At 70.1% G+C, this 13,645-nt stretch carries 17 protein-coding genes; 13 read left to right on the plus strand and 4 right to left on the minus strand.

Going from position 1 to position 13,645, the window contains the following annotated elements; all coding sequences use genetic code 11:
• The 10 genes from Q0P88_RS02655 to Q0P88_RS02700 all read left to right on the plus strand — a co-directional run.
• On the plus strand, positions 1-1,037 hold a 1,037-nt coding region (locus tag Q0P88_RS02655), incomplete at its 5' end, for an FtsK/SpoIIIE domain-containing protein (protein ID WP_295010797.1).
• Between the two features lie 13 nt (positions 1,038-1,050).
• Complete coding sequence (pgsA, locus tag Q0P88_RS02660; protein ID WP_295010799.1) at positions 1,051-1,638, plus strand: CDP-diacylglycerol--glycerol-3-phosphate 3-phosphatidyltransferase; 588 nt, start codon at positions 1,051-1,053, stop codon at positions 1,636-1,638.
• Entirely contained in the window at positions 1,635-2,132 is a 498-nt protein-coding gene (locus Q0P88_RS02665; protein WP_295010801.1) for a CinA family protein, read from the plus strand. Before pgsA ends, Q0P88_RS02665 begins: the two co-directional genes overlap by 4 nt.
• 155 nt (positions 2,133-2,287) lie before the next feature.
• On the plus strand, positions 2,288-2,596 hold the full coding sequence (locus Q0P88_RS02670; RefSeq protein WP_295010803.1) for a helix-turn-helix domain-containing protein: 309 nt from the start codon (positions 2,288-2,290) through the stop codon (positions 2,594-2,596).
• A gap of 4 nt (positions 2,597-2,600) precedes the next feature.
• Positions 2,601-2,825: a DUF3046 domain-containing protein gene (locus Q0P88_RS02675; RefSeq protein ID WP_295010805.1), complete on the plus strand. Its 225-nt coding sequence runs from the start codon at positions 2,601-2,603 to the stop codon at positions 2,823-2,825.
• Positions 2,826-3,105: 280 nt separating this feature from the next.
• The gene (gene recA / locus Q0P88_RS02680; protein WP_295010807.1) at positions 3,106-4,158 is read left to right on the plus strand and encodes a recombinase RecA; all 1,053 of its coding nucleotides are present in this window, start codon (positions 3,106-3,108) and stop codon (positions 4,156-4,158) included.
• Positions 4,159-4,193: 35 nt separating this feature from the next.
• Positions 4,194-4,925 (plus strand): regulatory protein RecX, encoded by a 732-nt coding sequence (locus Q0P88_RS02685; protein WP_295010809.1) that lies wholly within the window; start codon positions 4,194-4,196, stop codon positions 4,923-4,925.
• A gap of 70 nt (positions 4,926-4,995) precedes the next feature.
• Positions 4,996-6,546 carry a tRNA (N6-isopentenyl adenosine(37)-C2)-methylthiotransferase MiaB gene (gene miaB, locus Q0P88_RS02690; protein ID WP_295010811.1) on the plus strand — a complete coding sequence of 517 codons (1,551 nt, stop codon included), beginning with the start codon at positions 4,996-4,998 and terminating at the stop codon, positions 6,544-6,546.
• Positions 6,543-7,598, plus strand: coding sequence for a tRNA (adenosine(37)-N6)-dimethylallyltransferase MiaA (gene miaA / locus Q0P88_RS02695; RefSeq protein ID WP_295010813.1), 1,056 nt, complete (start codon positions 6,543-6,545; stop codon positions 7,596-7,598). Before miaB ends, miaA begins: the two co-directional genes overlap by 4 nt.
• Positions 7,591-8,028: a GNAT family acetyltransferase gene (locus tag Q0P88_RS02700; RefSeq protein WP_295010814.1), complete on the plus strand. Its 438-nt coding sequence runs from the start codon at positions 7,591-7,593 to the stop codon at positions 8,026-8,028. The genes miaA and Q0P88_RS02700 overlap by 8 nt, the downstream gene beginning before the upstream one ends.
• 26 nt (positions 8,029-8,054) lie before the next feature.
• Here the strand turns inward: Q0P88_RS02700 and Q0P88_RS02705 are convergent, their stop codons facing one another.
• Positions 8,055-8,642 carry a DUF1992 domain-containing protein gene (locus tag Q0P88_RS02705; RefSeq protein ID WP_295010816.1) on the minus strand — a complete coding sequence of 196 codons (588 nt, stop codon included), beginning with the start codon at positions 8,640-8,642 and terminating at the stop codon, positions 8,055-8,057.
• 127 nt (positions 8,643-8,769) lie between these two features.
• On the opposite strand from Q0P88_RS02705, the gene Q0P88_RS02710 reads away from it, so the two are divergent.
• The gene (locus Q0P88_RS02710) at positions 8,770-9,144 is read left to right on the plus strand and encodes a helix-turn-helix domain-containing protein (protein WP_295010818.1); all 375 of its coding nucleotides are present in this window, start codon (positions 8,770-8,772) and stop codon (positions 9,142-9,144) included.
• Here the strand turns inward: Q0P88_RS02710 and Q0P88_RS02715 are convergent.
• Both Q0P88_RS02715 and Q0P88_RS02720 read right to left on the minus strand, forming a co-directional pair.
• A complete protein-coding gene (locus tag Q0P88_RS02715) occupies positions 9,126-9,764 on the minus strand; it encodes a ClpP family protease (RefSeq protein WP_295010820.1) in 639 nt (212 codons plus the stop codon). The two genes, Q0P88_RS02710 and Q0P88_RS02715, sit on opposite strands and share 19 nt — an antisense overlap.
• A gap of 1 nt (position 9,765) precedes the next feature.
• Positions 9,766-10,386 (minus strand): ClpP family protease, encoded by a 621-nt coding sequence (locus Q0P88_RS02720; protein WP_295010822.1) that lies wholly within the window; start codon positions 10,384-10,386, stop codon positions 9,766-9,768.
• 127 nt (positions 10,387-10,513) lie between these two features.
• Between Q0P88_RS02720 and dapF the strand changes: the two genes are divergently transcribed.
• Positions 10,514-11,386 carry a diaminopimelate epimerase gene (dapF, locus tag Q0P88_RS02725; RefSeq protein WP_295010824.1) on the plus strand — a complete coding sequence of 291 codons (873 nt, stop codon included), beginning with the start codon at positions 10,514-10,516 and terminating at the stop codon, positions 11,384-11,386.
• A 31-nt stretch (positions 11,387-11,417) separates the two neighbouring features.
• Here the strand turns inward: dapF and Q0P88_RS02730 are convergent, their stop codons facing one another.
• Entirely contained in the window at positions 11,418-12,059 is a 642-nt protein-coding gene (locus tag Q0P88_RS02730) for a class I SAM-dependent methyltransferase (RefSeq protein WP_295010826.1), read from the minus strand.
• A 74-nt stretch (positions 12,060-12,133) separates the two neighbouring features.
• Here Q0P88_RS02730 and hflX point away from each other — a divergent pair, with 74 nt between their 5' ends.
• Positions 12,134-13,639 carry a GTPase HflX gene (gene hflX, locus Q0P88_RS02735; RefSeq protein WP_295010828.1) on the plus strand — a complete coding sequence of 502 codons (1,506 nt, stop codon included), beginning with the start codon at positions 12,134-12,136 and terminating at the stop codon, positions 13,637-13,639.
• Positions 13,640-13,645 lie beyond the last annotated feature (6 nt).

Consider the following 13,645-nt stretch of genomic DNA (forward strand, 5'->3'; position numbering starts at 1 on the left):
AGGCGGCCGAGGCGCTGCAGTGGGTCGTGAAGGAGATGGACATGCGCTACGACGACCTCGCGTCGTTCGGGTTCCGCCACATCGACGACTTCAACCGGGCGGTCCGCGCCGGCGAGGTCGAGGTGCCCCCCGGTAGCGAGCGCGTGCTCAAGCCCTATCCGTATCTGCTCGTCGTCGTCGACGAGCTCGCCGACCTGATGATGGTCGCGCCGCGCGACGTGGAGGACTCGATCGTCCGGATCACTCAGCTCGCCCGTGCGAGCGGCATCCACCTCGTGCTCGCGACGCAGCGCCCGAGCGTCGACGTGGTCACGGGTCTGATCAAGGCCAACGTGCCGTCCCGCCTCGCGTTCGCGGTGACCAGCGTCACCGACAGCCGGGTGATCCTGGACAGCCCGGGCGCCGACAAGCTGATCGGACAGGGCGACGCGCTGTTCTCCCCGATGGGCTCCTCCAAGCCTTTCCGCCTGCAGGGCGCCTGGGTGGACGAGAGCGAGATCGACGCGGTCGTGAAGCACGTCACGGGGCAGGCGCGTCCAGAGTACCGACCGGACGTGGCCGAGGCCGTGGAGGGCAAGAAGAAGGAGGTCGACGAGGACATCGGCGACGACCTCGAACTGCTGCTCGCCGCCGCCGAGCTCATCGTCTCGTCGCAGTTCGGATCGACGTCGATGCTGCAGCGCAAGCTCCGCGTCGGGTTCGCGAAGGCAGGGCGCCTCATGGATCTGCTCGAGTCCCGGGAGATCGTCGGCCCGTCCGAGGGATCCAAGGCACGCGACGTGCTCGTGACGCCGGAGCAGCTTCCTGGTGTGCTCGCGAAGCTGCGCGGCGACGACCCGCCGGGAGGGCACGCACCGTCTGCCGCGCCGCCGGTGCCCTCCGTCCCCGCCGCCGTCCCGACCGCGCCTCCGCAGGCGTCCGGATACGCGGACGACCGATACGGGGAGGATCCGGTCGAGGCGTCGTACCGTGGCCTGCCCGAGGTCGAGGCGGAGTCCGACGAGGACGCCTGGGGCCTGACCGGGCGCGACCAGTGACGGAAGGCGCGTGATGGCGATCCCCCCGCAGCTGCCCAACGCGATCACGATCGCGCGGATCCCGCTCGCCGTCGTCTTCTTCGTCCTGCTGCTCCTCGGCGGCACGGCGGGCGACGCGAACCTGACGGTGCGCTGGGTCGCGGGCGCCCTGTTCGTGCTCGCGATCTGCACGGACTGGGTCGACGGCTACCTCGCACGCAGGTACGGGCTCGTCAGCGACTTCGGCAAACTCTGGGATCCGATCGCCGACAAACTGCTCACCGGCGCAGGATTCATCGGTCTCGCCCTGCTCGGCGAGGTCTGGTGGTGGCTCGTGCTCATCATCCTCGTCCGGGAGTGGGGGATCACGATCCACCGCTTCGTGGTCGCCAAGGAGCACATCGTGGCCGCGGCGTGGATGGGCAAGATCAAGACCACGGTGCAGGGTGTCGCTCTGTCCTGGGCGCTTCTTCCCCTGCACGTGTGGATCGGCATGCCCGCGTGGACGATCACGACGGACGTGCTCATGGTCCTCGCTCTTGTGCTCACGGTCGTGAGCGGCATCGATTACATCGCCGCCCAGGTGCGCGGAGCGCGGGCGGAGCGGAAAGGCGCGCGATGACGCAGGCTCGGGACGCGGCCGCCGCCGTGCTCGACCTGCTGCGCTCGCGGGGGTGGACGCTCGCTGTCGCCGAATCCCTCACGGGAGGCGCCCTGTCCGCGGCGATCGTCGACGTGCCCGGTGCCTCCGCCGTCCTCACCGGTGCGGTCGTCGCCTATGCGACGCCGGTCAAGGCGAGCCTTCTCGGGGTGGACGAGGCCCTGCTCGCGGAGCGCGGTCCCGTCGACGCGACGGTGGCCGAGCAGATGGCCCGCGGTGTACGGCGGACGCTCGCGATGCACGGCCGGCCCGCCGATGTCGGCCTGTCGACCACCGGGGTCGCCGGACCGACGCCGCAGTCCGGGCAACCGGTGGGAACGGTCCACATCGGTGTCAGCACACCCGGTTCCACGACGAGCCGCGCCTTCGTCTTCGACGGGGACAGGTCGGCGATCCGCCGTGCGTCGGTGACGGCCGCCCTGCGCCTTCTCGAGGAAGCGCTGTCGCATCCGTGACCGGACGGGAATACCGCGCCCCGTCACGAAGTTGAGTCGAGTGTGCTCACATTCAATGCACAGTTGGAAACAGTAGATTTTCACCCGATGGCTCGCGTTAGACTGACCATCCGATCCGGCTCCCACGCCGGGACGGCTGGGGAGAGGAGGTCCTGATGATTCTGGTTCGACAGGAGATCGGCGACGTGCTGCGGGACTTCCGTCTGCAGAAGGGACGGACGCTCCGCCAGGTCGCGGGGAAGGCGTCCGTCGCGCTCGGCTACCTCAGCGAGGTGGAGCGCGGCCAGAAGGAGGCGTCCAGCGAGATCCTCGCGTCGGTCGCCGAGGCGCTCGATGTCCCCATCTCGACGATCATGCGCGAGGTCGGGGACCGCATCGCGGTTCTCGAAGGCCTCCAGGTCATCCCGGACGTCCTTCCGGACGAACTCGTGGCGTCGGTCGAGTCCGAGCTCTCGCTGCGCTGATCGGATGCGCCGCAGCGAGTTCCTCCGCGCGGTGGAGGCTGAGTTCGGCGTCCGCGGCGGTGCCCTGGTCGATGACCTGATCCTCCCCGCGGTCGGCGACCGCACGGCGGCGCAGGCCATCGAGGCGGGAGTTCCGCCGCGCGAGGTCTGGCTCGCGCTCTGCGTCGAGGCGGACGTGCCAGAGGTGCGCCGTCATGGCGTCGGCAGGATCGAGCCTCGCCGCGCCTGAGGGGCGCCCGGGTTCGCAGAGGGCCTTCTCCATGTTCGACGCCTGAACGGTGTTTGTCGGCGTGTCGTCGAAGACTTGTTCGAGAAGCGGGTAGCGTCCTGCACAGATGATTTCGTGATCGTTCCGTCCACGGATCCGGAGGACGTCGCCGCAGTGTCGGTGGCCCCTCCTAACGTGTCGGACATGACCACGAGGTCATTCGCCTTGTCGGAGAGCCTCCCAACCGGGGAGCGCCGCGACAGCCTACAGGCGGCAGTTCACGAGCACGAAGGAGCACGTCATGCCCTCACCCGCAGACCGCGAGAAGGCCCTCGAAACGGCACTCGCCCAGATCGACAAGCAGTTCGGAAAGGGCTCGGTCATGCGGCTGGGCAGCGACGAGCGCGCACCTGTCGAGGTGATCTCGACCGGGTCGATCGCCCTCGACGTGGCACTCGGCGTCGGCGGTCTCCCGCGCGGCCGCATCATCGAGATCTACGGCCCGGAGTCCTCCGGAAAGACCACGCTGACGCTGCACGCGATCGCGAACGTGCAGCGTGCCGGTGGCATCGCCGCCTTCGTGGACGCGGAGCACGCGCTCGACCCCGACTACGCGGCCAAGCTCGGTGTCGACATCGATGCGCTCCTGGTCTCGCAGCCCGACACCGGTGAGCAGGCCCTGGAGATCGCGGACATGCTCGTGCGGTCGGGAGCGATCGACCTCGTCGTCATCGACTCCGTCGCCGCCCTCGTGCCGCGTGCGGAGATCGAAGGCGAGATGGGGGACTCCCACGTCGGTCTGCAGGCGCGTCTGATGTCGCAGGCGCTCCGCAAGCTCACGGGTGGGCTCAACCAGACCAACACCACCATGATCTTCATCAACCAGCTGCGCGAGAAGATCGGTGTGTTCTTCGGATCCCCGGAGACCACCGCCGGCGGAAAAGCGCTCAAGTTCTACGCCTCGGTCCGCCTCGACATCCGTCGCATCGAGACTCTGAAGGACGGCGCTGACGCGGTGGGTAACCGCACGCGCGTGAAGGTGGTCAAGAACAAGATGGCGCCGCCGTTCAAGCAGGCGGAGTTCGACATCCTGTACGGCATCGGCATCTCCCGCGAGGGGAGCCTGATCGACTTCGGTGTCGAGCACGGCATCGTGAAGAAGTCGGGCGCCTGGTACACGTACGACGGTGATCAGCTCGGCCAGGGCAAGGAGAACGCGCGGAACTTCCTGCTGCGCAACCCCGACATCGCCGGGACCATCGAGACCCAGATCAAGCAGAAGCTGGGCATCGGCGGTGCCGCGGCACCGGCCGCTCCTGCGGCAGACGAGCTGGCGCAGCGACGTCCGGCCTGATGAGCGGCGGTGCGCGATGACCGAGGCCAGTCGTGATGACCGGCGATGAGGACGAGTCCGGGCGTCTCGCCCCGGTGATCCCCCTGTTCGGGGCCAGGCACGGTCTGCCGGAGCCTGCCCCCGAACAGGGGCCCGGACCGCGGCACCCCGCCTCTGCGGCGCTCGCGTCGTCGCGGGGGAGGCACGCGGGCGGTTCGCAGCCCGAAGCTCCCCGCACCGCACCCCTCCGGGGCACGCCCTCCGGCGACCCCGGCGACCACATCGATGCCGTCGACGACGCGCGCAGGCACCTGACGCGGCGTCTCGCCTCGAAGCAACTGAGCAGCAGGGAAGCACGCGACGCGTTGAGGGAGTACGGGCTCTCCGCGGAGGAGCGGGACGACCTCGTCCAAGAGTTCGAGGATCGCCGCTACCTGGACGATGTCACGTTGGCCGAGCACCTGGTCACGTCCGGCTCCGAGCGCAGGGGGCAGGGGCGGGTGGCGATCGCGAGGGTCCTCGCACAGCGGGGCATTCCGCGCGAGGTCGCCGACGAAGCGCTGTCCGTGCTCGAGGACGACGACGGGGAGCGCGCGCTCGCCTATGCGCGTGGGAAGGTCGGGGGTCTGCTCCGCTACGACGAGGACACGGCGATCCGGCGCCTCGTGGGGCAGCTCTCTCGGCGCGGGTATGCGGGAGGGATCGCGATGAACGCGGCCCGCACGGCATGGCGGGAAGCATCCCGCGGAGCCTCTGCGCGGCGCGTCCGTTTCGAGGACGTGGAGTGATCGGATCCGCGTCCGGGCGTTCCCGCGCCGCGTCCGGACGCGGCGCTCCGAACGTAGAATGGCTGTCACCATGACCATTCCCCTCAGCACTCCGACGCTCATCCCGCCCTCCGTCGCGGCGCGGGACGACTCCGGGCGGCCGCGCACCTACGAGGTGCGCACGTTCGGCTGCCAGATGAACGTGCACGACTCCGAACGCCTGTCGGGATCGCTGGAGAGCGCCGGCTACGTCCGCGTCGACGCCGGCGACGAGGCCGACATCGTCATCATCAACACCTGTGCGGTGCGGGACAACGCCGCGGGCAAGCTCTACGGCACGCTCGGACACCTCAAGAGCCGCAAGGACAAGCACGAGGGCATGCAGATCGCGGTCGGCGGGTGCCTGGCGCAGATGGATCAGCAGGCCGTGCTCGACAAGGCGCCCTGGGTCGACGTCGTCTTCGGCACGCACAACATGGGCTCGCTCCCCGGTCTCCTCGAACGCGCTCGTCACAACGGCGAGGCGGAGCTGGAGATCCTCGAGGCGCTCGACGTGTTCCCCTCGACGTTGCCGACCCGGCGCGACTCCGCGCACAGCGGCTGGGTGTCGATCTCCGTCGGGTGCAACAACACCTGCACGTTCTGCATCGTGCCCAGCCTGCGCGGCAAGGAGAAGGATCGGCGCCCCGGCGACATCCTCAACGAGATCCGGCTCCTGGTCGACGACGGCGCGATCGAGGTCACCCTGCTCGGACAGAACGTGAACTCCTACGGCGTGGAGTTCGGCGACCGTCATGCCTTCGGCAAGCTCCTCCGCGCGGCGGGCGAGATCGACGGCCTCGAGAGGATCCGCTTCACCAGCCCGCATCCGGCCGCCTTCACTGACGACGTCATCGACGCGATGGCCGAGACGCCCTCCGTCATGCCGCAGCTGCACATGCCGCTGCAGTCCGGCAGCGACCGGATTCTCAAGGCGATGCGCCGCTCCTACCGTTCCGAGCGCTTCCTCGGCATCCTCGACCGCGTCCGCGCGAAGATCCCGCACGCCGCGATCTCGACGGACATCATCGTCGGCTTCCCCGGCGAGACCGAGGAGGACTTCGCGGAGACGATGCGCGTCGTCGAGCAGGCCCGATTCGCGAGCGCCTTCACTTTCCAGTACTCGATTCGTGAGGGGACGCCCGCGGCCACCATGGCGGACCAGGTGCCTAAGGAGATCGTTCAGGCGCGTTACGACCGACTCATCGCCCTGCAGGAGAGGATCTCGCTCGAAGAGAACCGCACGCAGCTCGGGCGCGAGGTCGAGGTCGTCGTGTCGGTCGGCGAGGGCAAGAAGGACGCCGAGACGCATCGCCTGACGGGACGTGCACAGGACAACCGCCTCGTGCACTTCGAGCTTCCCGCGGGATCGCCGCGCCCGCGCCCGGGAGACGTCGTGTCCGTGACGATCACGCACGCCGCGCCGTTCCACCTCCTCGCGGATTCGCCCGACGGCTCCGCTCTGAAGGTCCGGCGCACCCGCGGAGGCGATGCCTGGGACCGCGCGCAGTCCGAGTCGTGCGCGGTGCCGGCGGCACCGACCTCGGACGGGGCGCCCCGGGCGGTCTCGCTCGGACTGCCCACGCTCCGCGTCGGCGTGTGACCGGTCCGAGCTCTCGGCCCGGGCTCTGGGCCGTCGTCGGCGCGACCGGCACCGGCAAGAGCGACCTGTCGCTCGACCTGGCGGAGGCGCTGGGACGGCTCGGTCGTTCCGCGGAGATCGTGAACGCCGATGCGATGCAGCTGTACCGGGGGATGGACATCGGCACGGCGAAGCTGCGGGAGGACGAACGCCGGGGTATCCCGCACCACCTCTTCGACATCCTCGACGTGACCGAGGAGGCCGCGGTCGCGGCGTACCAGCCGATCGCCCGCGCCGCGATCGAGGCGATCCACGGGCGGGAGGCGGAGGCGATTCTCGTCGGAGGATCTGGCCTCTACGTGTCGAGCGTGCTCTACGACTTCCGCTTCCCCCCGCGAGACGAGAGACTGCGAGCGCGGCTGGAGGCGGAGCTCGTCGAGGGCGGGCCGGGACCACTGCTCGAACGGCTCCGGGAACAGGATCCCGTCACCGCGGCACGCATCGACCCGCAGAACGGCCGGCGCCTCGTGCGCGCGCTCGAAGTGCTCGCGCAGGGGGAGAGCACGCACGGCGCCGCGCTTCCGGATGAGCCCGTCCTGTGGCATCCGCGCACCAGGATCCTGGCGCTCGGCGTCGAGCGTCCCGCACTCGTGGGGCGTCTGGACGAGCGTGTCCACCGCATGTGGGAGCAGGGTCTGGTCGAGGAGGTCGAACGTCTGCGTGCGCAGGGCCTCGAACAGGGGAGCACGGCCCGCCGAGCGATCGGCTACGCGCAGGCGCTCGCTCAGCTCGACGGCGACCTCGCTGAGGAGGCGGCGATCGCGGAGACGCAGGCGCTCACCCGACGCTACGCCCGCCGCCAGGTGTCCTGGTTCCGGCGTTACGCGCAGGCCGAGTGGATGGACGCGCTGTCCCCGCTCGACGTGGACGGCATCGCGCGCGCCGGAGCCGCTGGTCCGGACGACGGCATGGACCGGGGGCTCCCGAGCGAGGGCGGTTCCGAGACGGACGCCGCGATCGCGGGGGAGTCGCTGCCCGGGCCGCACGACGAGAGGGAGCTCCGCCATGACTGACGGCATCCGGATCCGAGCGTTCGCCGTGGAGGACACCGAGCAGGTCGTCGCGCTCTGGCACGACGCCGGCCTCACACGACCGTGGAACGACCCCCGTGCCGACATCGCCCGCAAGCTCGCCGTGCAGCCCGAGCTGTTCCTGGTGGCCGTCGACGCGCAGAGGGCCGATGTCGTCGGAACCGTCATGGCGGGATACGACGGCCATCGCGGCTGGCTGTACTATCTCGCGAGTGCCGCAGCCCGACGTGGACACGGCATCGGGCGTGCGCTCGTCGCCGAGGCAGAGAGGCTGCTCGTGGAGCTGGGATGCCCGAAAGTGCAGCTCATGGTCCGAGAGGGCAACGAAGGCGTGCTCGGCTTCTACGATGCGCTCGGCTACGAGCGCTTCACGGTGCACAACAGCGGCAAGCGCCTCATCCACGACGACTGACGGGACGCGCGCGGCCGTCGCGCCGGTCAGCGCCCGAAGAGGCGCCGGAGCGGTCCTCGGCGTGCCGGTGTCCGCTCCGCATCCCGACGTGCGCGCTCCTCGGCGCGGTGCAGGCTGCGACGCTGCTGCCAGGCAGCGACCTCGGCATCGACGTCGCGCGTCGGCGTCACCACAGGCGGCCCGCCGAGCAACTGCCGCCGGGCTTCGACGACACGCGCGTTGAAGTCCTCCAGCACGTCGCGCACGTCCTGCTCCGTGCTCAGCGAATCCAGCCGCTGGTCGAGCTCCAGGTTCTCGACGCGCAGAGTCAACGCCGCAGGGCCCAGACCGTGCAGCTGCTCCGTCTCGATCTTCCGACGGATCCACCAGTCCGGATCGTGCGTGGCGCCGAGTCCCGGGATGGGCTTGCCCGCTCCCGGGAGGTCGTCGAACGCGCCGTGCCGGATCGCCTGCTGGATCGCGGTCTCGATCACCGCGGCGCGTTCGAGTTCCGAGCGCCACGCCACTCCGGAGGTCGGCGCGCTCTCGCCCTCGGCCTGTTCGCCGGCCGCCTCCCGGGCGCGTTCGGCACGATAGCGAGCGGCGGCAGCTCTCGGATCCGATTCCTCGCCCATGCATCCATCGAACACCCGCGGCCGTGATCGGGCAAACGACGCGGGCAGCGCGGAAGCAGATCCGCCCGGGTTCTGCTCAGGGCGGATCCGCTCGCAGCCCCAGCCGTCGCGTGCCTAGCATGTGGCCATGACGACGCCTGCAGAGACCCGCACCGATCGCACGCCTGCCGAACCGGAACGACTCTGGCGCAGCGTCGTCGGGGAGACGCTTCGCGACGCCCGCGCCGACCGTGGCGAGACGCTGGCCGAGACCGCCCGTCGAGCGGGCGTCTCCCCGCAGTACCTCTCGGAGATGGAACGAGGACGCAAGGAGGCGTCGAGCGAGATGCTCGCCGCCGTGTCGGGAGCGCTCGGGCTCTCCCTCCTGGATCTCACCCTCGGGGTCGCCGAGCGTATCGCGCGCGGTTCCGCGCGGTCGCTCCAAGACGCCGCGACGACGCGCCCCGGCGCGTCGGTCAGGGCGACGACGCGCGTCCCCGCCCTCTACGCCCTGGCGGCCTGAGCGGGGGAGCCCGCTTCTGCGTCCCCCGTCCCCGACATCCGCTCGACGACCTGGTCCACGAGTCCATAGTCGCGGGCACCCTGGGCGGTGAGTACGAGGTCGCGATCGGTGTCGGTGCGCAGGCGCTCCGTGGTCTGCCCGCTGTGTGCGACGAGGAGACGCTCGAGATCGTCGCGCACGCGGACGACCTCGTCCGCCTGCAGGATCAGATCCGGGATCGTCCCCTGGCCCTGCGCGGCCGGCTGGTGCAGGACCACCCGGGCGTGCGGCAGCGCCGCGCGCTTGCCCGGCGCCCCTGCCGCGAGCAGCACGGCTCCCACGGACACCGCCTGACCGACGCAGAACGTCGCGACCTCGGAGCGGATGAACCGCATCGTGTCGTAGACCGCGAGCATCGCGCTGGGATCGCCGCCAGAGCAGTTGATGTAGAGCTGGATGTCCCGATCGGATCCTGTCGCATCGAGGTACAGCAACTGTGCGACCAACACGTTGGCGACCTCGGCGTCGAGCGGTGTGCCCAGATAGACGACCCGCTCCGCGAGGAGGTGCGAGTAGACGTCGAGGATCCGGTCGCCACGCGGTGATGTGGCGATGACCTGGGGGATGAGGAACGACGCCATCTCAGGCTCCTTCTGCGGTGAGGCCGATCGTACGGCGCGTGGGCGCGGGAAGGATCTGCGCGAGGTCGTCCGCGATCGCATCGACGAAGCCGTACTCGAGCGCCTCGACGGCACTGAACCACCGGTCGTGCAGCGAATCCTCGAATACGCGCTCGATGGGCTGGCCGGTGTCGTCGGCGATGAGCCCGAGGACCGTGTCCCGCGTCTGCCGGAGGTCGGCCGCCTGGAGCGCGACGTCGACCGCGGTTCCGCCGATCCCGGCCGAACCCTGGTGCAGCAGGATCCGGCTGTGAGGCAGCGCCCTGCGCTTGCCCTTCGTCCCGGCGGAGAGCAGGAACTGCCCCGCGCTGCACGCGAGGCCGAACGCCATCGTCGTCACGTCGCAGGGGATCGTGCGCATGAGGTCGCGGATCGCGAGCATGGCCGGAACCGAACCGCCGGGGGAATGGATCCACAACGCGATGTCGGAGTGCGGGTCGTCCGAGGCGAGCGACAGGAGCTGCGTCATGAGCAGGACGCCGTTGTCCTCGTCGAGCGGTCCGTCGAGGACGAGAACGCGGCGCGCGAGGAGCTGTCGTCGGGCATCGTTGTCGAAGAGCATGCGGGGGGTGTCATCGGTCATGTCCCCAGCGTGCGTCGTCGCATGGTGCGTCGCGAGCGGATCTGCTGGGAGCGGAGAAGCCCAGGGCAGACGCCGCCGCGGATCCGCCGGGATCGGAGGGCGTTATCTGCGCCTTTACAATCGACGCATGGTCGCATTCACCAAGGGGCATGGCACCGGCAACGACTTCGTCATCATCGCCGACCCCGAGGGAGACCTTGCTCTGGACGTCGTTCAGGTCGCGACACTTTGCGACCGGCACTTCGGCATCGGCGCCGACGGGCTGCTTCGCGTCGTGCGCTCCGCAGCGCTGCCCGAGGGCGATGCCGCGCTCGCCGAGAACTCGGAGGCAGAGTGGTTCATGGACTACCGCAACGCCGACGGATCCGTCGCGGAGATGTGCGGAAACGGCGTGCGTGCGTACGTGCACTACCTCTTGCGCAGCGGCCTCGCGACACTCCCGGAGAGCGGATCGATCGCGATCGGCACCCGCGCCGGTGTGCGCGAGGTGACGTTCAGCGAGGACGGCTACCGTGTCGATATCGGCACCTGGCGCTTGTCCGGTCACGATCCGCTGGCCCGCGTCTCGGGGCTCAGTGTTCCCCGGCCCGGCCTCGGCATCGACGTCGGCAACCCTCACGTGGTCGTCGCGCTGGCCTCCGACGAGGAGCTCGACGGGCTCGACCTCGCGCGAGGACCGGAGCTTGCACCGATGCCGGAGCAGGGCGCGAACGTCGAGTTCGTCGTGCCGGCGGAGCCCCTGGTCCAGGACGGGGTGGGGCGCGTCCGCATGCGCGTGTTCGAGCGCGGCGTGGGGGAGACGCTCAGCTGCGGCACCGGCGTCGTCGCGACCGCGCTCGCCGTGCGTCACTGGGCGGGTCCGTCCGCGCCGGACGAGTGGCGGGTGGAGGTCCCGGGCGGCGTGCTCGGCGTCCGCATGGAGCAGCGAGAGGACGGCGAGCACGTCCTTCTGTCCGGTCCCGCTCAGCTCGTCTTCTCCGGCGAGATCGACCTGGCCTGATGAGGAGCGCCGGGCGCGTCGCTCGGAGCGATCAGGGCAGATCGATCGCCTGGGTGGGCGGGGTGCCGTGGCGGCGGACCTTGAGCACGCGGAAGCCGCGTCCCGTCGTCGCCCGGTACACGCTGTAGCCGTCGGAGAACGTGGACGCCAGCCAGCGCTGCAAGGAGTCGGCTCCGAGGTTCCGGCTCACCACGAACCAGCCGTCGGCGCGCTGATCGAGCCGGGGGATCCATCGTTCGAGCAAGTCGTGCAGCTCGCTCTTTCCGACGCGGATCGGCGGATTCGACCGGATCGAGCGGAAGCTGACATCCGGGGGAACATCCTCGGGCGTCACCGCGTTGACATTGTCGAGACCGAGTTCGGCGGCGTTGCGCCGTACGAGATCGAGTGCGCGCTCGTTGACGTCAACGGCCCATACGGTCGCGTGCGGAGCGGCGAGCGCCAGGGACAGCGAGATGGGTCCCCAGCCGCACCCGAGATCCAGCAGATTGCCGCCGGGCGGCGGGGGAGGCGTGTTCGCGAGGAGCACGGAGGTGCCGACGTCCACGTGATCGGGGCTGAAGACCCCGGCTGCGGTGGTGAGTTCGACCTCCCTGCCCGCGAGCGTGACCCGGATTCTGCGGAGGTTCTCGGGGCTGGCGGGAGCCGCAGTGAAGTAGTGGTCCGACCCCATCCTGCGAGCGTAGCGGACACTCACAGCTAAAGTTAAGGTGCCTGATCGATTCGACGGGCCCGAGAAAGGTGCGGATGACGCAGTCCACAACACATGACGAGCACGGCGACGCGGTCGAGCGCGTCCTTCAGGCCGCGGAGCGGCGTGCGCAGTCGCACGTCTTCGGCTCGGCGCAGGCGCTGCAGGATGCGGCCACGGCGGGGCACGGGTCGGCCGATGGCGAGCAATGGGACCTCGAGGAACGGCACGCGCTGCGCCGGGTGGGCGGTCTGTCGACCGAGCTCCAGGACGTCACGGAGGTCGAGTACCGCCAGCTCCGCCTGGAGAACGTCGTCCTCGTCGGCGTGTACCCCCAGGGCGCCCAGGACGACGCGGAGAACTCGCTGCGCGAGCTCGCCGCCCTCGCCGAGACGGCCGGCGCGGTCGTGCTCGACGGTCTGCTGCAGCGCCGCCCCCACCCTGACCCTGCGACGTACCTCGGGCGGGGCAAGGCCGAGGAGCTCAAGGACATCGTCGCGTCGGTCGGCGCGGACACGGTGATCGCCGACACGGAGCTGGCGGCCTCGCAACGGCGCGCCCTCGAAGACGTCGTCAAGGTGAAGGTCATCGACCGCACCACCGTGATCCTCGACATCTTCAGCCAGCACGCCAAGAGCCGCGAGGGTCGTGCGCAGGTCGAGCTCGCGCAGCTCGAGTACCTCCTGCCTCGCCTGCGCGGGTGGGGCGAGTCGATGAGCCGTCAGGCCGGTGGGCAGGTCGGCGCGGGCGGCGCGGGCATGGGCTCGCGCGGACCGGGTGAGACCAAGATCGAGCTCGACCGCCGCCGCATCCGCACGCGCATGGCGATGCTGCGCAAGCAGATCCGCGAGTTCGCCCCGGCGCGCGAGGCGAAGCGTGCGGAGCGCAGACGGCACACGATCCCGTCCGTCGCGATCGCCGGCTACACCAACGCCGGTAAGTCCAGTCTGCTCAACGCGCTCACGAGCGCGGGGGTGCTGGTGGAGAACGCGTTGTTCGCCACGCTGGATGCGACCGTGCGCCGCTCGACGACCGCGGACGGCCGCGTCTACACGCTCACCGACACGGTCGGTTTCGTGCGCAACCTCCCGCACCAGCTGGTGGAGGCCTTCCGGTCCACGCTCGAAGAGGTCGGCGACGCGGACGTGCTCGTGCACGTCGTCGACGGATCCCACCCGGACCCGGCGGGACAGATCAAGACGGTGCGCGATGTGATCGGAGACGTGGGCGGGCGCGACATCCCCGAGATCGTGGTGTTCAACAAGGCGGACCTGCTCGACGAGGACGAGCGGCTCGTCCTGCGCGGACTCGTGCCGGGGGCGCACTTCGTCTCCTCCCGCAGCGGCGAGGGGGTCGAGGAGCTCCGTGCCGCGATCGACGCGATCCTGCCCAAGCCCGCCGTGGAGATCACCGCGGTCGTGCCGTACGACCGGGGCGATCTCGTCGCGGCCGTGCACGAGAGCGGTCTGCTGCTCGACGTCGCCCACGAGGAAGCGGGCACCAGGGTGCATGCGCACGTGGGAGAGCGGCTCGCCGCCGAGCTCGCGCCTTTCGCGGTCTGAGACCCG

The organism is uncultured Microbacterium sp. (assembly GCF_945952435.1).
GTDB lineage: Bacteria > Actinomycetota > Actinomycetes > Actinomycetales > Microbacteriaceae > Microbacterium.